The organism is Kitasatospora sp. NPDC048298 (assembly GCF_043201465.1).
Taxonomy (GTDB): domain Bacteria; phylum Actinomycetota; class Actinomycetes; order Streptomycetales; family Streptomycetaceae; genus Kitasatospora.
In genome coordinates, this window is sequence record NZ_JBICYZ010000001.1 from 98,718 (window position 1) to 119,921 (window position 21,204).

1 protein-coding gene (cut by a window edge) is annotated in these 21,204 nt (G+C 74.3%); it reads left to right on the forward strand.

Annotated elements, in window-relative coordinates:
- Nucleotides 1–21,204, forward strand: partial view of a type I polyketide synthase gene (locus ACGF0D_RS00060; RefSeq protein WP_392913164.1) — the 5' portion only. 12,672 nt of this gene lie beyond the right edge of the window; only the first 21,204 of its 33,876 coding nucleotides appear in the window; it begins with the start codon at nt 1–3; the stop codon falls past the right edge of the window.

Here is a 21,204-nt window from a genome sequence, read left to right on the forward strand (position 1 = left end):
ATGACCACGTCTTCGAACGAAGAGAAGTACCTCGACTACCTGAAGCGCGTCACGGCGGACCTGCGGCAGGCCCGCAGGCAGCTGCGCGAGGTCGAGGAGCGGGACCTCGAGCCGCTCGCCGTCGTCGCCATGAGCTGCCGCTACCCCGGCGGCGTGCGCAGCCCCGAGGACCTGTGGAACCTGGTCGCGACCGGGACGGACGCGATCGCCGGCATGCCCACCGACCGCGGCTGGGACTTCGACACGCTCTACGACCCGGACCCGGAGAAGGCCGGCAAGAGCGTCAGCCGCGACGGCGGGTTCCTGTACGACGCCAGCGAGTTCGACGCCGGCTTCTTCGGCATCTCGCCGCGCGAGGCGACCGCGATGGACCCGCAGCAGCGGATCCTGCTGGAGACCGCCTGGGAGACCTTCGAGCGCGCCGGCATCGACCCGTCCTCGGTGAAGGGCAGCCAGGCCGGTGTCTTCATCGGCGCGGCCTCCTCCAACTACGGCACCACCATGCACGCCGGTCTGGCCGGCCTCGAGGGCCACCTGCTGACCGGCAACGCCTCCAGCGTGGTCTCCGGCCGCATCGCCTACAGCCTCGGTCTCGAGGGCCCGGCGGTCACCATCGACACCGCGTGCTCCTCCTCCCTGGTCGCCCTGCACCTCGCCGCCCACGCCCTGCGCCAGGGCGACTGCTCGATGGCCCTGGTCGGCGGCGTCACCGTCATGACCACCCCCGGCACCTTCATCGCTTTCAGCCGCCAGCAGGGCCTGTCCGCCGACGGCCGCTGCAAGGCCTTCGCCGCCGGCGCCGACGGCACCGGCTGGTCCGAGGGCGTCGGCATGCTGCTCGTCGAGCGGCTGTCGGACGCGCAGCGCCTCGGGCACCCGGTGCTCGCCGTCGTGCGCGGCTCCGCCGTCAACCAGGACGGTGCCAGCAACGGCCTGACCGCCCCCAACGGCCCCGCGCAGCAGCGGGTCATCCGCCAGGCCCTGGCCAGCGCCCGGCTGACCGCCGACCAGGTCGACCTGGTCGAGGCGCACGGCACCGGCACCCGGCTCGGCGACCCGATCGAGGCCCAGGCCCTGCTCGCCACCTACGGGCAGGAGCGCGGCGAGAACGGCGAGCCGCTCTGGCTCGGCTCGCTCAAGTCCAACCTGGGCCACTCCCAGGCCGCGGCCGGCGTCGGCGGCATCATCAAGCTGGTCATGGCCCTGCAGCACGGGCTCATGCCGCAGACCCTGCACGTGGACGAGCCCACCCCGCACGTCGACTGGACCGCGGGCGAGGTCAAGCTGCTGACCGAGGCCCGGCCCTGGCCGGAGACCGGGCGCCCGCGCCGCGCGGCCGTCTCCTCCTTCGGCATCAGCGGCACCAACGCCCACACCATCCTGGAGCAGGCCCCCGCCCCCGAGGCGGCCGAGGCCGCCGAGGGCACGGAAGGCGCCCCCGGCGCCGGGCGGCCCGCGCGGGTGTCCGCGCAGGTCCCCGTGCCGGTCTCGGGCCGCTCGGCGGAGGCCCTGCGGGCCCAGGCGCGGGCGCTGCTCGCCCACGTCGAGGGCCGGCCGGAACTGGACCTGACCGACCTGGGCTACTCCGCGGTGCGCGGCCGCGCCGTCCTGGAGCACCGGGCCGTGGTGCTGGCCGAGGACCGGACGGCGCTCACCGCCGCGCTGCGCGCGCTGGCCGAGGGCGACGCCTCGGCCGACGTGGTGCGCGGTGTCGCGGCCACGCGAGGCCGGACGGCGTTCCTGTTCACCGGGCAGGGCAGCCAGCGGCCGGGCATGGGCCGGGAGCTGTACGAGACCTTCCCGGTGTTCGCCGAGGCCTTCGACGCCGTCTGCGCGCGGGTCGAACTGCCGCTGAAGGAAGCGGTGTTCGGCGAGGACGCGGACGTTCTCGCCCGTACGGAGTACACCCAGGTCGCGCTGTTCGCGATCGAGACCGCGCTGTTCCGGTTGGTGGAGAGCTGGGGGGTCCGTCCGGACTTCCTGGTGGGCCACTCGATCGGTGAGATCGCGGCCGCCCACGTGGCCGGTGTCCTCTCGCTGGACGACGCCGTCACCCTGGTCGCCGCTCGTGGCCGGCTGATGCAGGCGCTGCCCGAGGGCGGCGCGATGGTCGCGGTCAAGGCCACCGAGGCCGAGATCCTGCCGCTGCTCACGGCCAACGTCAGCATCGCCGCCGTCAACGGTCCTTCCTCCGTGGTGATTTCGGGCGACGAGTCCGAAGTGCTGGCGATCGCCGGGCAGTTCGAGAAGACCAAGCGTCTCAACGTCTCGCACGCCTTCCACTCCCCGCTGATGGACGGCATGGTGGACGACTTCCGGCGGATCGCGGAGGGCCTGACCTACGCGGCGCCGCAGATCGCGGTGGTCTCCAACGTCACCGGTGCCCTGGCCACCGCCGAGGAGCTGTGCTCGCCCGAGTACTGGGTGCGTCACGTCCGCGAGGCCGTCCGCTTCGCCGATGGCATGCGGGCCCTGGAGGCCCAGGGCGTCAGCGTCTTCGTCGAGCTGGGCCCCGACGGTGTGCTCTCGGCCATGGGCCAGGAGTGCGTCGAGCAGGGCGTGTTCACCCCGGTGCTGCGCGCCGGCCGCCCGGAGCAGCGGGCGCTGCTGACCGCGCTGGCCACCGCGCACGTGAACGGTGCCGCGGTGGACTGGTCGCCGGCCTTCGACGGCACCGGTGCGAGCCGCGTCGAGCTGCCCACCTACGCCTTCCAGCGGCAGCGCTACTGGCTCGACCTGCCGAACGACGCCGCCGAGGCGGCCTTCGAGCCGGTGGACGGCACGGACTCCGCGTTCTGGGCGGCCGTCGAGAGCGGTGACCTCGCCGCCGTGGCGATGACGCTGTCCGTGGACGGCGGCGACGAGCTGGTGCAGTCCTCCCTGAGCACCCTGCTGCCCGCTCTCTCCACCTGGCGCGAGCAGCGCAGGAACCGGACCACGGTGGACGGTTGGCAGTACCACGTCACCTGGCAGCCGGTCGACGGGGAGCAGGCGGCCGCCCCGGCGGGCACCTGGCTGCTCGCCGTTCCGGCCGGCCTGGACGAGGCCACCGCCACCGCCGTCGCCGAGACGCTCACCGCGAGCGGCGCCGAGGTGCGCCGCGTCGAGATCGAGGCGGGCGCCGACCGGGCGGGCCTGGCGGAGCTGCTGGCCGGGATCGCCGCCGAGGGCACCGAGGTGTCCGGCGTGCTGTCCCTGCTCGCCCTCGCCGAGCAGCCGGACGCCGGCCAGCCGGTGCTGTCCGTCGGCTTCACCGCGACCATCGCGCTGGTGCAGGCGCTGGGTGACGCGGGTGTGGGGGCGCCGTTGTGGTTGGCGTCGCGGGGTGCGGTGTCGGTCGGTCGTGCCGACCGGGTGAGCAGTGCGGTGCAGGCGCAGGTCTGGGGTCTGGGCCGGGTGGTGGCGCTGGAGGCGCCGGAGCGTTGGGGTGGTCTGGTCGACCTGCCCGAGGTGCTGGATGCCCGGGCGCGGGGCCGGTTGGCCGCTGTGCTGGCGGGTGTGGACGGTGAGGATCAGGTCGCGGTGCGCGCCTCGGGCGTGTTCGTGCGTCGTCTGGTGCGGGCCGGTCGCTCGGGTGAGGTGGCGGGTTCGTGGTCGCCGCGTGGCACGGTGCTGGTCACGGGTGGTACGGGTGCGCTGGGTGCGCGGGTGGCGCGCTGGTTGGCGGACAACGGTGCCGGGCACCTGGTGCTGACCAGCCGTCGGGGTCTGGAGGCCCCGGGTGCGGCCGAACTGCGGGACGAGCTGGTCGCGTCGGGTGTCGAGGTGACCGTCGCCGCGTGTGACGTCGCCGACCGTACGGCCGTCGAAGCGCTGCTCGCCGAGCACGAGTTCACCGCCGTCGTCCACACCGCCGGTCTGACCGGTTCGGCCGTGCTCGCCGCCACCGACGCCGCCGAGGCCGCCGAGCTGATGGCCGCGAAGGTGGCCGGTGCCGCGCACCTGGACGAGCTGCTCGGGGACACCGAGCTGGACGCCTTCGTCCTCTTCTCCTCCATCGCGGGTGTCTGGGGCAGTGGCGGGCAGGCCGCCTACGCGGCCGCCAACGCCTACCTCGACGCGCTCGCCGAGCAGCGCCGTGGCCGCGGCCTGGCCGCCACCGCCGTCGCCTGGGGCCCCTGGGCCGACGGCGGCATGGTCGACGGCGAGGGCGAGCAGCAGCTGCGCCGCCGCGGCCTGCCGCCGCTCGCCCCCGAACTGGCGCTGGCCGCCCTCGGCCGCGCCCTCTCCGAGGGCGACGCCACGCTGACCGTCGCCGACGTCGACTGGGCGCGCTTCGCCCCGGCCTTCACCGCCGGCCGCAACCGCCCGCTGATCGCCGACCTTCCCGAGGTCCGGGCGCTGCTCGACGCCGAGCAGGCGCCCGCGCAGACCACCGACCAGGCCGGCCGGCTGCGCGAGCGGATCGCCCCGCTCGCCGCCGCCGAGCAGGTGCAGCTGCTGACCGGGCTCGTCCGGGGCCACGTCGCCACGGTGCTCGGCCACGCCGACTCCGCCGAGATCGAGTCCGGCCGCGCCTTCAAGGACCTCGGCTTCGACTCGCTGACCGCCGTCGAGCTGCGCAACCTGCTGACCGCCGGCACCGGCCTCTCCCTCCCGGCCACCCTGGTCTTCGACTACCCGACCCCCGAGGTCCTGGCCGCCCACCTGCGGACCCGCCTGCTCGGCGAGCAGTCCGCCGCCGTGCCCGCCACCACGACCGCGCGGACCGACGACGAGCCGATCGCCATCGTCGGCATGGCCTGCCGCTACCCCGGCGGCGTCAGCTCGCCCGAGGACCTGTGGCGGATCGTCGCCGACGGCGTCGACGGCATCGGCACCTTCCCCGAGGACCGCGGCTGGGACCTCGACGCCCTCTACCACCCGGACCCGGCACACCAGGGCACCTCCTACTCGCGCGAGGGCGGCTTCCTCCCCGGCGTCGGCCGCTTCGACGCGGGCTTCTTCGGCATCTCGCCGCGCGAGGCGCTGGCGATGGACCCGCAGCAGCGACTGCTGCTGGAGACCTCCTGGGAGGCCTTCGAGCGCGCCGGCATCGACCCGGCCACCCTGAAGGGCAGCCAGGCCGGCGTGTTCGTCGGCTCCAACGGCCAGGACTACGGCGCCCTCCTGATGAGCACCGCCGAGGCGACCGAGGGCTACCTGGCCACCGGCAACGCCGCCGCCGTCGTCTCCGGGCGCCTGGCCTACACCTTCGGTCTCGAGGGCCCGGCGGTCACCGTCGACACCGCCTGCTCCTCCTCCCTGGTCGCCCTCCACCTGGCCGTCCAGTCGCTGCGGGGCGGCGAGTGCACCATGGCCCTGGCCGGCGGTGTCACCGTCATGTCCACCCCCGCCGCCTTCGTGGAGTTCAGCCGCCAGCGCGGACTGGCCGTCGACGGGCGCTGCAAGTCCTTCGCGGGCGCCGCGGACGGCACCGGCTGGGGCGAGGGCGTCGGCGTGCTGCTGGTCGAGCGGCTGTCGGACGCTCAGCGCCTCGGGCACCCGGTGCTGGCGGTCGTCCGCGGTTCGGCGATCAACCAGGACGGTGCCAGCAACGGCCTCACCGCCCCGAACGGCCCCGCGCAGCAGCGGGTCATCCGCCAGGCGCTGGCCGGCGCCGGCCTGACGGCCGACCAGGTCGACGCCGTCGAGGCGCACGGCACCGGCACGGTGCTCGGCGACCCGATCGAGGCCCAGGCGCTGCTCGCCACCTACGGCCAGGAGCGCGGCGGCGACCGCCCGCTCTGGCTGGGCTCGCTGAAGTCCAACATCGGCCACACCCAGGCCGCATCCGGCGTCGGCGGCGTGATCAAGATGGTCATGGCGATCCGCGCCGGCGTGCTCCCGCAGACCCTGCACGTCGACGAGCCGTCCCCGCACATCGACTGGACCTCCGGCGCCGTCGAGCTGCTGACGGAGTCGCGGGACTGGCCCGAGACCGGCGAACCCCGCCGGGCCGGCGTCTCCTCCTTCGGCGTCTCCGGCACCAACGCCCACGTCCTCATCGAGCAGGCCCCGGCGGACACCGAGGCGCCGGCCCGCGAGGCCGTTCCGGCCCCGGCCGCCGACCTGCCGGTCGTCCTGTCGGGCCGCACCCCCGACGCCCTGCGCGCCCAGGCCCGCCGCCTGGCCGCCCACCTGCGCACCCGGTCGGACGTGCCGGCCGCCGACCTCGCGTACTCGCTCGCGACCTCCCGGGCCGCCTTCGAGCACCGGGCGGCCGTGGTCGTGGACGGCCCGGCCGAGCTGCTGGCCGCCGTCGAGGCACTGGCCGAGGGCGGCACGGCCGCCGGGCTGGTGACCGGTGCCGCCTCGGGCGGCAAGCTGGCGTTCCTGTTCACGGGACAGGGGAGCCAGCGTCCGGGCATGGGGCGTGAGCTGTACGAGGCCTACCCGGTGTTCGCGGACGCCTTCGACGCGGTCTGCGCGCGGGTCGAACTGCCGCTGCGCGAGGCCGTGTTCGGTGAGGACGCCGACGTTCTCGCCCGTACCGAGTACACCCAGCCGGCGCTGTTCGCGATCGAGACCGCACTGTTCCGGCTGTACGAGAGCTGGGGGGTCCGTCCGGACGTCCTGGTGGGCCACTCGATCGGTGAGATCGCGGCCGCCCACGTCGCGGGCGTGCTGTCGCTGGACGACGCCGTCACCCTGGTCGCGGCTCGCGGTCGGCTGATGCAGGCGCTGCCGGAGGGCGGCGCGATGGTGGCGGTCAAGGCCGCCGAGGCCGAGATCCTGCCGCTGCTGACCGCCCAGGTGAGCATCGCCGCCGTCAACGGCCCGACCTCCGTGGTGATTTCCGGCGACGAGGATGAAGTCCTCGCCATCGCCGGGCAGTTCGAGAAGACCAAGCGTCTCAGCGTCTCGCACGCCTTCCACTCGCCGCTGATGGACGGCATGTTGGAGGAGTTCCGGGCCGTCGCCGAGGGCCTGAACTACGCCGAGCCGGTCATCCCGGTGGTGTCCAACGTGACCGGTTCGGTCGCCACCGCCGAGGAGCTGTGCTCGCCCGAGTACTGGGTGCGCCACGTCCGCGAGGCCGTTCGCTTCGCCGACGGCATGCGGACCCTGGAGGCCCAGGGCGTCAGCACCTTCGTCGAGCTGGGCCCGGACGGTGTCCTCACCGCCATGGCCCAGGAGTGCCTGACCGGCGCCGCGGCCTTCGCCGCCGCCCTGCGCACCGGACGGGGTGAGGCGCAGACCGCGCTGACCGCCCTGGCCGCCGCCCACGTCCACGGCTCGGCCGTCGACTGGAGCGCCGTCTTCGCCGGCACCGGCGCCGTGCGCGTCGACCTGCCGACGTACGCCTTCCAGCAGGAGACCTACTGGCCCGACCTCAGCCTCGTGGCGCGTCCGGGCCTCGACGGGCCCGCCGGGGACGTCTTCGACAGCGCGGTCTTTTGGGAGGCCGTGGAACGCGAGGACCTCGGCGCGCTGGCCGAGGCCCTGGAGGTGGACGACGCCGAGCAGGGCGTCCGCTCCTCCCTCGGCACCGTGCTGCCCGCACTCTCCTCCTGGCGGCGTCGCCGCCGTGAGCGCCACACCGTCGACGGCTGGCGCTACCGCGTCCAGTGGAAGCCGGTGACCGAGCTCGGTTCCGCCGTTCCGTCCGGTGCGTGGCTGGTGGTGGCGGAGGACGTTTCGGCCGCGTCGGTGGTGGCGTGTGCGGGGGCGTTGTCGGGTCGTGGTGTGTCGGTGCGGCTGGTGGGTTCGGCCGGGCTGTCGCGCGGGGAGCTGGCGGCTGCGGTGACTGCGGCTGCCGGCGCCCCGGTGGCGGGTGTGCTGGGTGTGGTGTCGGACGCGGGTGTCGCGCTGACGCTGGTGCAGGCTCTCGGTGACGCCGGTGTCGGTGCGCCGTTGTGGCTGGCGACCGGCGGCGCCGTGTCCACGGGCCGTGCGGATGCGCTGCGTGACGCGGCGCAGGCGCAGGTGTGGGGTCTGGGCCGGGTCGTCGCGCTGGAGCACCCGGAGCGTTGGGGCGGTCTGGTCGACCTGCCGGAGGTGCTGGACGAGCGGGCGCAGGGCCGCCTGGCCGCCGTGCTGGCCGGCCTGGGCGACGAGGACCAGCTCGCCGTGCGGGCGAGCGGTGTGTTCGTGCGTCGCCTGGTCCGGGTGCCGGGTGCTGCCTCCGTGTGGGCGCCGCGTGGCACTGTTCTGGTGACGGGTGGTACGGGTGCGCTGGGTGCGCATGTGGCCCGTTGGCTGGCGGGTGGTGGTGCTGAGCACGTGGTGCTCACCAGCCGCCGGGGCCTGGACGCCCCGGGTGCGGTGGAGCTGCGCGAGGAGCTGACCGCTCTCGGCGCCAGCATCACCATTGCCGCGTGTGATGTCGCCGACCGTGCGGCCGTTGCGGCGCTGCTCGCCGAGCACGCCTTCACCGCTGTCGTCCACGCCGCCGGTGTGGCGGACGGGGGCACGATCGCCGACACCGACCTGCCCGCCTTCACCGACGCGCTCCGCGCGAAGGTCGACGGTGCGGCGCACCTCGACGAGCTGCTCGGCGACACCGAGCTGGACGCCTTCGTCCTCTTCTCCTCCATCGCGGGTGTCTGGGGCAGTGGCGGCCAGGCCGCCTACGCGGCCGCCAATGCCCACCTGGACGCCCTCGCCGAGCAGCGCCGTGCCCGTGGCCTGGCCGCCACCGCCGTCGCCTGGGGCCCCTGGGCCGACGGCGGCATGGTCGAGGCCGAGGCGGAGGACCGCCTGCGCCGCCGCGGCCTGCCGGTGCTGCCGCCCGCGCAGGCGGTTGCCGCGCTGGCCGCCGCCGCCGCCGCCGAGGACGAGCCCGCCGTGGTGGTGGCCGACGTCGACTGGGCGCTGTTCGTCCCCGGCTTCACCGTGGCCCGCCCGCGTCCGCTGATCGGCGACCTGCCCGAGGTGCAGCGAGCCCTGACCGGTGCCGCGCCGTCGGCCCAGCCGGACGGGGAGGGCAACGGCCTGGTCCAGCGCCTGCGGGCGCTCACCCCGGCCGAGCGTGAGCGCGCCCTGCTGGACCTGGTCCGGACCGAGGCCGCCTCGGTGCTCGGGCACCAGGGCGCCGGAGCCGTCGAGCCGGCCAAGGCCTTCCGCGAGCTGGGCTTCGACTCGCTGACCGCCGTCGAGCTGCGCAACAACCTGAACGCGGTCACCGGCCTGCGGCTGCCCGCCTCCCTGGTGTTCGACTACCCGAACGCCACCGTCGTCGCCGAGCACCTGCTGGCCGAACTCCTGGGCTCCCAGGAGCAGTCCGACGCCCCGACCGCCGTCTTCGCTGCCGACGAGCCGATCGCCATCGTCGCGATGAGCTGCCGCCTGCCCGGCGGCGTCCAGTCGCCCGAGGACCTGTGGCGACTGGTCGCCGAGGGCCGCGACGCCGTCGGCGGATTCCCGACCGACCGCGGCTGGGACCTCGACGCGCTCTACGACCCGGACCCGGCGAACCTCGGGACCTCCTACGCCCGTGACGGCGGATTCCTCGACGGCGCGGGCGAGTTCGACCCGTCGTTCTTCGGCATCAGCCCGCGCGAGGCGCTGGCGATGGACCCGCAGCAGCGTCTGCTGTTGGAGACCACCTGGGAGGCCTTCGAGCGCGCCGGCATCGACCCGGCGTCCGCGCGGGGCAGCCGGACCGGTGTCTTCATGGGCTCCAACAGCCAGGACTACGCCGCGCTGCTGCTCGCGCTCACCCAGGACGCGGACGGCTACCTCGCGACCGGCAACGCGGCCAGCGTGGTCTCCGGGCGTCTGGCGTACACCTTCGGTCTTGAGGGCCCGGCGGCGACCGTCGACACGGCGTGCTCGTCCTCGCTGGTCGCCCTGCACTTCGCCGTGCAGGCGCTGCGCAGCGGTGAGTGCTCGATGGCGCTGGCCGGTGGTGTGGTCGTGATGTCCACCCCGGGCACCTTCGTGGAGTTCAGCCGCCAGCGCGGCCTGGCGACGGACGGCCGCTGCAAGGCCTTCGCCGCCGCCGCCGACGGCACCGGCTGGGGCGAGGGCGCGGGCGTCCTGCTGCTGGAGCGTCTGTCGGACGCGCAGCGCAACGGGCACCCGGTGCTCGCGGTCGTGCGCGGTTCGGCGATCAACCAGGACGGTGCCAGCAACGGCCTCACCGCCCCCAACGGTCCGTCCCAGCAGCGGGTCATCCGCGCGGCGCTGGCCAGCGCCGGGCTGTCCGCCGACGAGGTCGACGCGGTCGAGGCGCACGGCACCGGCACCCGGCTGGGTGACCCGATCGAGGCGCAGGCGCTGCTGGCGACGTACGGGCAGGAGCGCGCCGAAGAGCCGCTCTGGCTGGGCTCGTTGAAGTCCAACATCGGCCACACCCAGGCCGCCGCCGGCGTCGCCGGGATCATCAAGATGGTCATGGCGATGCGGGAGGGGCTGCTGCCGCAGACCCTGCACGTGGACGAGCCGACCCCCGAGGTCGACTGGGCCTCCGGCGCGGTCGAGCTGCTGACCGAGGCCCGGTCGTGGCCCGAGACCGGCGCGCCGCGCCGTGCGGGTGTGTCGTCCTTCGGCATGAGCGGCACCAACGCGCACGTCATCATCGAGCAGGCCCCGGCGGCGGTCGAGGCGCCGCAGGCCGAGGCCCCGGCCGACGAGACCGGTCCGGTGGCGCCGTGGGTGCTGTCGGCGGGCAGCCCGGAGGCGCTCCGGGCGCAGGCCGGCCGACTGCTGTCGGCGCTGGAGGAGGCCGGCGACCTGTCGCCCGCCGAGGTCGGCTTCTCGCTGGCCACCACGCGTGCCGCGCTGGAGCACCGGGCGGCAGTGGTCGCGGAGGACCTCGCCTCGCTCCGGGGCGGTCTGGCGGCGCTGGCCGAGGGCGGTACGGCCGCCGGGCTGGTCACGGGCACGGCGGGTGCCGGGCGGACGGCGTTCCTGTTCACTGGGCAGGGGAGCCAGCGTCCGGGCATGGGCCGGGAGCTGTACGACGCCTTCCCGGTGTTCGCGGACGCCTTTGACGCGGTGTGTGCGCGCGTTGAACTGCCGCTGCGGGAGGCCGTGTTCGGCGAGAACGCGGACGTCCTGGCCCGTACGGAGTTCACGCAGCTGGCGCTGTTCGCGGTGGAGACCGCGCTGTTCCGTCTGTTCGAGAGCTGGGGGGTGCGCCCGGACTTCCTGGTGGGCCACTCGATCGGTGAGCTGGCGGCCGCGCATGTCGCTGGCGTGCTGTCGCTGGACGACGCGGTGGCGCTGGTTGCCGCTCGCGGCCGGCTGATGCAGGCGCTGCCCGAGGGCGGCGCGATGGTGGCGGTCAAGGCGGCCGAGGCCGACGTCCTGCCGCTGCTGACCGAGAACGTGAGCATCGCGGCGATCAACGGCCCGACCTCCGTGGTGATTTCGGGCGACGAGGCTGAAGTCCGGGCTATCGCTGGCCAGTTCGAGAAGTCGAAGCAGCTCCAGGTCTCGCATGCCTTCCACTCGCCCTTGATGGACGGCATGCTGGACGACTTCCGCCGGGTGGCGGAGGGCCTGACCTACTCGGCGCCGCAGATCGCCGTGGTCTCCAACGTGACCGGTGCGGTCGCGACGGCGGAGGAGCTGTGCTCGCCCGAGTACTGGGTGCGCCACGTCCGTCAGGCGGTTCGCTTCGCCGACGGCATGCGCACCCTCGAGGCCGAGGGTGTCACCACCTTCGTCGAGCTCGGCCCGGACGGTGTGCTGTCGGCTATGGGCCAGGAGTGCGTCGAGCAGGGTGTGTTCACCCCGTCGCTGCGCGCCGAGCGCCCGGAGGCGCAGACCGCGCTGACGGCGCTTGCGACCGTTCACGTCCACGGTGTCGTCGTGGACTGGAAGGGTGTGTTCGCCGGCGCGGGTGCGCGCCGGGTCGAGCTGCCGACGTATGCCTTCCAGCGGCAGCGTTACTGGCCGCAGGTCACCGCACGTGAGGTCGTGTCGGAGGGGGCGGTCGCGCTGAGCGCGGCCGAGGCCCGGTTCTGGGACGCGGTCGACGCGGGGGATCTGGACACGTTCCTGTCGACGCTCGATGTGCGTCGGGAGGACAGCGCGGATGCGCTGCTGCCCGCGCTGTCGTCCTGGCGTCGCAAGCGGCAGGAGGAGTCGGCGGCCGAGGGCTGGCGTTACCGCGTGACGTGGAAGCCGGTCGCGGGTGTCGGGGGAGCCATCCTGGGCGGGACCTGGCTGGTGCTGGTTCCCGCCGGCGCCGAGTCGGCGGGCGTGGTTGCCGCGCTGTCCGGTCACGGGGCCGCTGTCCTGCCGGTGGAGACCGGTGCCGGCGTGCCGGACCGCGAGGAGCTGTCCGCCCGGATCGGCCTGGCCGTCACCGAGGTCGAGGACCTGGCCGGTGCCGTCGTCGTGGCGGACACCGTCCAGTCGACGCTGGTCACGGTCCAGGCGCTCGCCGACGCGGGCGTCGAGGCCCCGCTCTGGCTGCTGACCAACGGTGCGGTGTCGACGGGTCGTGCGGATGCGCTGCGTGAGGCGTCCCAGGCGCAGGTGTGGGGTCTGGGTCGAGTGGTCGGCCTGGAGTACCCGCAGGGCTGGGGCGGTCTGGTCGACCTGCCGGAGGTGTTGGACGAGCGGGCGCAGGGCCGCCTGGCCGCCGTGCTGGCCGGCCTCGGCGACGAGGACCAGCTCGCGGTGCGGGCGAGTGGTGTGTTCGTGCGCCGGCTGGTCCGGGTGCCGGGTGCTGTCTCTGCGTGGGCGCCGCGTGGCACTGTTCTGGTGACGGGTGGTACGGGTGCGCTGGGTGCACATGTGGCCCGTTGGCTGGCGGGTGGTGGTGCTGAGCACGTGGTGCTCACCAGCCGCCGGGGCCTGGACGCCCCGGGTGCGGTGGAGCTGCGCGAGGAGCTGCGGAGCCTTGGCGCCGAGGTGACGATCGCCGCGTGTGATGTCGCCGACCGTGCGGCCGTTGCGGCGCTGCTCGCCGAGCACGCCTTCACCGCCGTCGTCCACGCCGCCGGTGTGGACCGTCCGACCCCGCTGGGCACGACCACGGTGGAGGAGTTCGCCGAGGTCCTGGTCGCCAAGGTGGACGGTGCGGCACACCTGGACGAGCTGCTGGGCGACACCGAGCTGGACGCCTTCGTCCTCTTCTCCTCGATCTCCGGCATCTGGGGCAGTGGTGGGCAGTCCGCCTACGCTGCCGCCAACGCCTACCTGGACGCCCTGGCCGAGCAGCGCCGTTCGCGTGGCCTGGCTGCCACGGCGGTGTCCTGGGGTCCGTGGGCCGAGGGCGGTATGGCCGTTCAGGGCGACAACGAGACCCAGCTGCGTCGGCGTGGTCTGCTGCCGATGGCTCCGGCTCCGGCGGTCGCGGCGCTGGCGCAGGCCGTGGACGGCAGCGACGCGACGGTGACCGTCGCGGATGTGGACTGGTCGCGGTTCGCCCCGGCCTTCACCGCCGCCCGCCCGCGCCCGCTGATCGCCGAACTCCCGGACGTCCAGCGCGCCCTCGTGGGCGCCGCCGTGGCGTCGGGCCGGTCGGAGGTTGAGGGCAACGGCCTGGTCCAGCGCCTGCTGGCGCTCACCCCGGCCGAGCGTGAGCGCGTTCTGCTGGACCTCGTCCGGACCGAGGCGGCGGCGGTGCTCGGGCACCACGGCGCCGGTGCGGTCGAGGCGGGTCGGGCGTTCAAGGAGCTGGGCTTCGACTCGCTGACCGCCGTCGAGCTGCGCAACCGCCTCAACGCGGCCACCGGTCTGCGGCTGCCCGCGACCCTGGTCTTCGACCACCCGACCGCCGCCGCGCTCGCTTCCCACATCGGTGCCGAACTCCTGGGCACCGTGGGCACGGTGGAAAACCTCCCGGTGCGTACGACGGCCGTGGACGACGAGCCGATCGCGATCGTCGCGATGGCCTGCCGCTACCCGGGCGGCGTCGCCTCGCCCGAGGACCTGTGGCGACTGGTCGCCGAGGGCCGCGACGCCGTCGGCGGCATGCCGGCCGACCGCGGCTGGGACCTCGACGCGCTCTACGACCCGGACCCGGCGAACCCCGGCACCTCCTACGCCGACCAGGGTGGATTCCTCGACGGCGTCGGCGAGTTCGACTCCGCCTTCTTCGGGATCAACCCGCGCGAGGCCCTCGCCATGGACCCGCAGCAGCGTCTGCTGCTGGAGACCACCTGGGAGGCCTTCGAGCGGGCGGGCATCGACCCGGCGTCCGCGCGAGGCAGCCGGACCGGTGTCTTCATGGGCTCCAACAGCCAGGACTACGCCGGACTTCTGCTCGCGCTCACCCAGGACGCGGACGGCTACCTGGCGACGGGCAATGCGGCCAGCGTGGTCTCCGGGCGTCTGGCGTACACCTTCGGTCTTGAGGGCCCGGCGGCGACCGTCGACACGGCGTGCTCGTCGTCGCTGGTCGCCCTGCACTGGGCGGTCCAGGCGCTGCGCAGTGGCGAGTGCTCGATGGCGCTGGCCGGTGGTGTGGTCGTGATGTCCACCCCGGGCACCTTCGTGGAGTTCAGCCGCCAGCGCGGACTGGCCTCGGACGGCCGCTGCAAGGCCTTCGCGGCCGCCGCCGACGGTACGGGCTGGGGCGAGGGCGCCGGTGTGCTGCTGCTGGAGCGTCTGTCGGACGCCGAGCGCAACGGGCACCGCGTGCTGGCGGTCGTGCGCGGTTCGGCGATCAACCAGGACGGTGCGAGCAACGGCCTCACCGCCCCGAACGGCCCCGCGCAGCAGCGTGTCATCCGGCAGGCCCTGGCCGACGCCGGGCTGACCGCCGACGAGATCGACGCCGTCGAGGCACACGGCACGGGCACCCGGCTGGGTGACCCGATCGAGGCGCAGGCGCTGCTGGCGACGTACGGGCAGGAACGCAGCAGGGACCCGCTGTGGCTCGGCTCCCTCAAGTCCAACATCGGCCACACCCAGGCCGCCTCCGGCGTCGGCGGCATCATCAAGATGGTCATGGCGATGCAGCACGGCGTGCTGCCGCAGACCCTCCACGTCGACGAGCCGACCCCCGAGGTCGACTGGGCCTCCGGCGCGGTCGAGCTGCTGACCGAGGCCCGGGACTGGCCGGAGCGCGGACGTCCGCGTCGCGCGGCCGTCTCCTCCTTCGGCATGAGCGGCACCAACGCCCACACCATCATCGAGCAGGCGCCCGCGGCCTCCCCGGCCGTCCGGGAGATCGCCGACGAGGCCGGTCCGGTGGCGCCGTGGGTGCTGTCGGCGGGCAGCCCGGAGGCGCTCCGGGCGCAGGCCGGCCGACTGCTGGCCGTGCTGAACGAGGCCGGCGACCTGTCGCCCGCCGAGGTCGGCTTCTCGCTGGCCACCACCCGTGCCGCGCTGGAGCACCGGGCCGCGGTGACGGCCGGTGACCAGGCCGGTCTGCGCGAGGGCCTGGCGGCACTGGCCGAGGGCCGCTCCGCTGCCGGACTGCTCACGGGCACGGCGGGTGCCGGGCGGACGGCGTTCCTGTTCACGGGACAGGGGAGCCAGCGTCCGGGCATGGGGCGTGAGCTGTACGACACCTACCCGGTGTTCGCGGACGCCTTTGACGCGGTCTGCGCACGGGCCGAACTGCCGCTGCGTGAGGTGGTGTTCGGTGAGGACGCCGCGGTTCTCGCGCGCACCGAGTACACCCAGCTGGCGCTGTTCGCCGTCGAGGTGGCGCTGTTCCGCCTGTTCGAGAGCTGGGGGGTGCGCCCGGACTTCCTGGTGGGCCACTCGATCGGTGAGATCGCGGCCGCGCACGTCGCGGGCGTCCTGTCGCTCGATGACGCCGTCGCCCTGGTGTCCGCTCGTGGTCGGCTGATGCAGGCGCTGCCGGAGGGCGGCGCGATGGTGGCGGTCAAGGCGGCCGAGGCCGACGTCCTGCCGCTGCTGACCGCCCAGGTGAGCATCGCGGCGATCAACGGCCCGACCTCCGTCGTGATTTCGGGCGACGAGGCCGAAGTGCTGGCGATCGCCGGGCAGTTCGAGAAGACCAAGCGGCTGCACGTCAGCCACGCGTTCCACTCGCCGCTGATGGACGGCATGCTGGCGGAGTTCCGGGCCGTCGCCGAGGGCCTGAGCTACGCCGCGCCGGTCCTCCCGGTCGTGTCCAACGTGACCGGTGAGCTGGCCACGGCGGAGGAGCTGTGCTCGCCCGAGTACTGGGTGCGCCACGTGCGCCAGGCCGTCCGTTTCCTGGACGGCATGCGGGCCCTCGAGGCCGAGGGTGTCACCACCTTTGTCGAGCTGGGCCCGGACGGTGTGCTGTCGGCCATGGGCCAGGAGTGCGTCGAGCAGGGTGTGTTCACTCCGGCGCTGCGTGCCGAGCGCCCGGAGGCGCAGACCGCGCTGACGGCGCTTGCGACCGTTCACGTCCACGGTGTCGTCGTGGACTGGAAGGGTGTGTTCGCCGGTGCGGGTGCGCGCCGGGTCGAGCTGCCGACGTATGCCTTCCAGCGGCAGCGTTACTGGCCGCAGGTCACCGCACGTGAGGTCGTGTCGGAGGGGGCGGTCGCGCTGAGCGCGGCCGAGGCCCGGTTCTGGGACGCGGTCGACGCGGGGGATCTGGACACGTTCCTGTCGACGCTCGATGTGCGTCGGGAGGACAGTGCGGATGCGCTGCTGCCCGCGCTGTCGTCCTGGCGTCGCAAGCGGCAGGAGGAGTCGGCGGCCGAGGGCTGGCGTTACCGCGTGACGTGGAAGCCGGTCGCGGGTGTCGGCGGGCAGCCGGCCGTTCTGGGCGGGACCTGGCTGGTGCTGGTCCCGGCCGGCGCCGAGTCGGCGGGTGTGGTTGCCGCGCTGTCCGGTCACGGGGCCGCTGTCCTGCCGGTGGAGATCGGTGCGGGCGTGCCGGACCGCGAGGAGCTGTCCGTCCGGATCGGCCTGGCCGTCACCGAGGTCGAGGATCTGGCCGGTGCTGTCGTCGTGGCGGACACCGTGCTGTCGACGCTGGTCACGGTCCAGGCGCTCGCCGACGCGGGCGTCGAGGCGCCGCTCTGGCTGCTGACCGGGGGTGCGGTCACCATCGGCCGCGCCGACCGGATGCGCGACGCGTCCCAGGCGCAGGTCTGGGGTCTGGGCCGGGTGCTCGGCCTGGAACACCCGCAGGGCTGGGGCGGTCTGGTCGACCTGCCCGAGGTGCTGGACGAGCGGGCCCAGGGCCGACTGGCCGCCGTGCTCGCCGGCCTCGGCGACGAGGACCAGGTCGCGGTGCGCGCGAACGGCGCGTTCGTACGCCGACTCGTCCGGGCCGAGCGTGCCGAGGGAACGGGCTGGAGCCCGCGCGGCACCGTCCTGGTCACCGGCGGCACCGGCGCCCTCGGCGCCCGCGTCGCCCGTTGGCTGGCGGGTGGTGGTGCGGAGCACGTGGTGCTCACCAGTCGCCGTGGCCTGGAGGCCCCGGGCGCGGTGGAGCTGCGCGAGGAGCTGACCGCTCTCGGTGCCAGCATCACCATTGCCGCGTGTGATGTCGCCGACCGTGCGGCCGTCGAGGCGCTGCTCGCCGAGCACGCCTTCACCGCCGTCGTCCACGCCGCCGGTGTGGACCGCGCGACGCCGCTGGGCACGACCACGGTGGAGGAGTTCGCCGAGGTCCTGGCCGCGAAGGTGGACGGTGCGGCACACCTGGACGAGCTGCTCGGGGACACCGAGCTGGACGCCTTCGTCCTCTTCTCCTCCATCGCCGGTGTCTGGGGCAGTGGCGGCCAGGCCGCCTACGCGGCCGCCAACGCCTACCTGGACGCCCTGGCCGAGCAGCGCCGTTCGCGTGGCCTGGCTGCCACGGCGGTGTCCTGGGGTCCGTGGGCCGAGGGCGGTATGGCCGCCCAGGGCGACAACGAGGCCCACCTGCGTCGGCGTGGTCTGCTGCCGATGGCTCCGGCTCCGGCGGTCGCCGCGCTGGCACAGGCCGTGGAGGGCAGCGACGCGACGGTGACCGTCGCGGACGTGGACTGGTCGCGGTTCGCCCCGGCCTTCACCGCCGCCCGCCCGCGCCCGCTGATCGCCGAACTCCCGGACGTGGTCCGGGCGCTGGCCGAGACCGAGGCCGGCGGGGCCACCCCGGGCGGCCCGGCGAACGAGCTGCGGGACCGGCTGTCCGGCCGGCCGCAGGCCGAACGCGACCGCCTGCTGGTCGAGTTGGTCCGCACCGAGGCCGCCGCCGTCCTGGGGCACGCCTCCGCCGGTGCGGTCGAGGCGGGTCGGGCGTTCAAGGAGCTGGGCTTCGACTCGCTGACCGCCGTCGAGCTGCGCAACCGCCTCAACACGGCCACCGGTCTGCGGCTGCCCGCGACCCTGGTCTTCGACCACCCGACCGCCGCCGCGCTCGCTTCCCACATCGGTGCCGAACTCCTGGGCACCGTGGGCACGGTGGAAAACCTCCCGGTGCGTACGACGGCCGTGGACGACGAGCCGATCGCGATCGTCGCGATGGCCTGCCGCTACCCAGGCGGCGTGAGCAGCCCCGAGGACCTGTGGCGACTGGTCGCCGAGGGCCGCGACGCCGTCGGCGGCATGCCGGCCGACCGTGGTTGGGACCTGGACGCCCTGTACGACCCGGACCCGGCGAACCCCGGCACCTCCTACGCCGACCAGGGTGGATTCCTCGACGGCGTCGGCGAGTTCGACCCCGGCTTCTTCGGGATCAACCCGCGCGAGGCCCTCGCCATGGACCCGCAGCAGCGTCTGCTGCTGGAGACCACCTGGGAGGCCTTCGAGCGCGCCGGTATCACCCCCGACGCGGCGCGCGGTACCCGGACCGGCGTCTTCGCCGGCACCAACAGCCAGGACTACGCGAGCCTGCTGATGGCCAGCCCGCAGGGTACCGACGGCTACCTGGCCACCAGCAACGCGGCCAGCGTGGTCTCCGGGCGTCTCGCCTACACCTTCGGGCTTGAGGGCCCGGCGGTGACGGTGGACACCGCGTGCTCCTCCTCGCTGGTCGCCCTGCACCTCGCCGTGCAGTCGCTGCGCAGCGGCGAGTGCTCGATGGCGCTGGCCGGTGGTGTGGTCGTGATGTCCACCCCGGGCACCTTCGTGGAGTTCAGCCGCCAGCGGGCGCTGGCCTCGGACGGCCGCTGCAAGGCCTTCGCGGCCGCCGCCGACGGCACCGGCTGGGGCGAGGGCGCGGGCATGCTCCTGCTGGAGCGCCTCTCCGACGCCGAGCGCAATGGGCACCAGGTGCTCGCGGTGATCCGTGGCAGCGCGATCAACCAGGACGGCGCCAGCAACGGCCTCACCGCGCCCAACGGCCCGGCCCAGCAGCGCGTCATCCGGCAGGCCCTGGCCGACGCCGGGCTGACCGCCGCCGAGGTCGACGCCGTCGAGGCGCACGGCACCGGCACCACCCTCGGCGACCCGATCGAGGCCCAGGCGCTGCTCGCCACCTACGGTCAGGAGCACACCGAAGAGCCGCTCTGGCTCGGCTCGTTGAAGTCGAACATCGGCCACACCCAGGCCGCCTCCGGCGTCGGCGGCATCATCAAGATGGTCATGGCGATCCGCAACGGGGTGCTGCCCAAGACCCTGCACGTGGACGAGCCCACCCCGCACGTCGACTGGGCCTCGGGCGCGGTCGAGCTGCTGACCGAGGCCCGGGACTGGCCGGAGCGCGGCCGTCCGCGTCGTGCGGCCGTCTCCTCCTTCGGCATGAGCGGCACCAACGCCCACACCATCATCGAGCAGGCGCCCGCGGCCTCCCCGGCCGAGTCGGCGCCCGCCGACGGGACCGCGGGCCCGCTGCCCTGGGTGCTCTCCGGGCACACCGAGGCCGCGCTGCGCGACCAGGCCCGCCGCCTGGCGGTGCACCTCACGCAGAGCGCGGCCGCCGGGGAGTCCCTCGATCCGGCCGCGGTCGCCGGCGTGCTGGCCACGGCCCGTTCGGTGTTCGAGCACCGCGCGGTGGTCGTCGGCGCGGAGGAGGCGGACCTGTTCGCCGGTCTCGCCGCGCTCGCCGACGGTGAGCAGGTGGCTCAGCTGGTCCAGGGCACGGCCCGGACGACCGGTGGGCCGGTGTTCGTGTTCCCGGGGCAGGGTTCGCAGTGGCTGGGCATGGCCCGGGAACTGCTGGCGGATGAGCCGGTGTTCCGTTCCCGGATGGAGGAGTGCGCGAGCGCTCTTGCGCCGCATGTGGATTGGGATCTGCTGGACGTCGTCGCGGGTGAGGACGGCGGGTGGATGGAGCGGGTGGACGTGGTCCAGCCGGTGCTGTTCGCCGTGATGGTCTCGCTGGCTGCTCTGTGGCGTTCGTACGGTGTGGAGCCGTCGGCGGTGGTGGGGCACTCGCAGGGCGAGATCGCCGCCGCTGCCGTCTCCGGTGCGCTGTCGCTGGAGGACGCGGCGCTGGTGGTGGCGCTGCGCAGCCAGGCGATCATCGAGCTCTCGGGCCTGGGTGGCATGGTGTCCGTCCCGCTGCCCGCCGAGCAGGTGCGTGAACTCCTGGAGGGCCGCGAGGGAATCTCGATCGCGGCCGTCAACGGCCCCAGCTCGGTGGTCGTTTCCGGCGACGCCGGTGCCCTCGACGAGCTGATGGAGTACTGCACCGCGCAGGAGATCCGGGCGCGTCGCATCGCGGTGGACTATGCCTCGCACTCGGCGCACGTCGAGCGCATCGAGGCCCGCCTTGCTGAGCTGCTGGCCCCGGTCACGCCCCGTGTGCCGGAGATCCCGTTCCACTCCACCGTCACCGGTGAACTGATCGACAGCGCTTCGCTGGACGCCGCCTACTGGTACCGCAACCTGCGCCAGACGGTGGAGTTCGCGAGCACCATCGAGGCCCTTCTGGCGTCCGGCCACTCGCAGTTCGTCGAGGTGAGCGCCCACCCGGTGCTGACCGTCGGCGTCCAGGAGGCCGTCGACGCCGCCAACGCCGAGGCGAGCGTTCAGGGCACCCTGCGCCGTGACCAGGGCGGCCGGGAGCGCTTCCTGACCGCCCTCGCCGAGGCCTGGGCCAACGGCGCCACCGTCGACTGGGCCCCGCTGTTCCCGGCCGCAAGCCGCATCGACCTGCCCACCTACCCCTTCCAGCGGCAGCGCTTCTGGCCGAAGCTGGCCGGCTCCTGGATCGGCGACGCGACCGCGATGGGCCTGGAGTCCGCCGACCACCCGCTGCTCGGTGCGGCCGTGGTGCTAGCCGAGGGCGAGGGCCTGGTGCTGACCGGCCGGCTGTCGGTGCAGAGCCACCCGTGGCTGGCCGACCACGCCGTGGGCGGCGCGGTGATCCTGCCCGGGACGGCGTTCGTCGAGCTGGTGTTCCGCGCGGGCGACGAGGTCGACTGCGACCGGATCGAGGACCTGACGCTGGAGGCGCCGCTGGTGCTGCCGGAGCGCGGCGCGGTGGCCGTC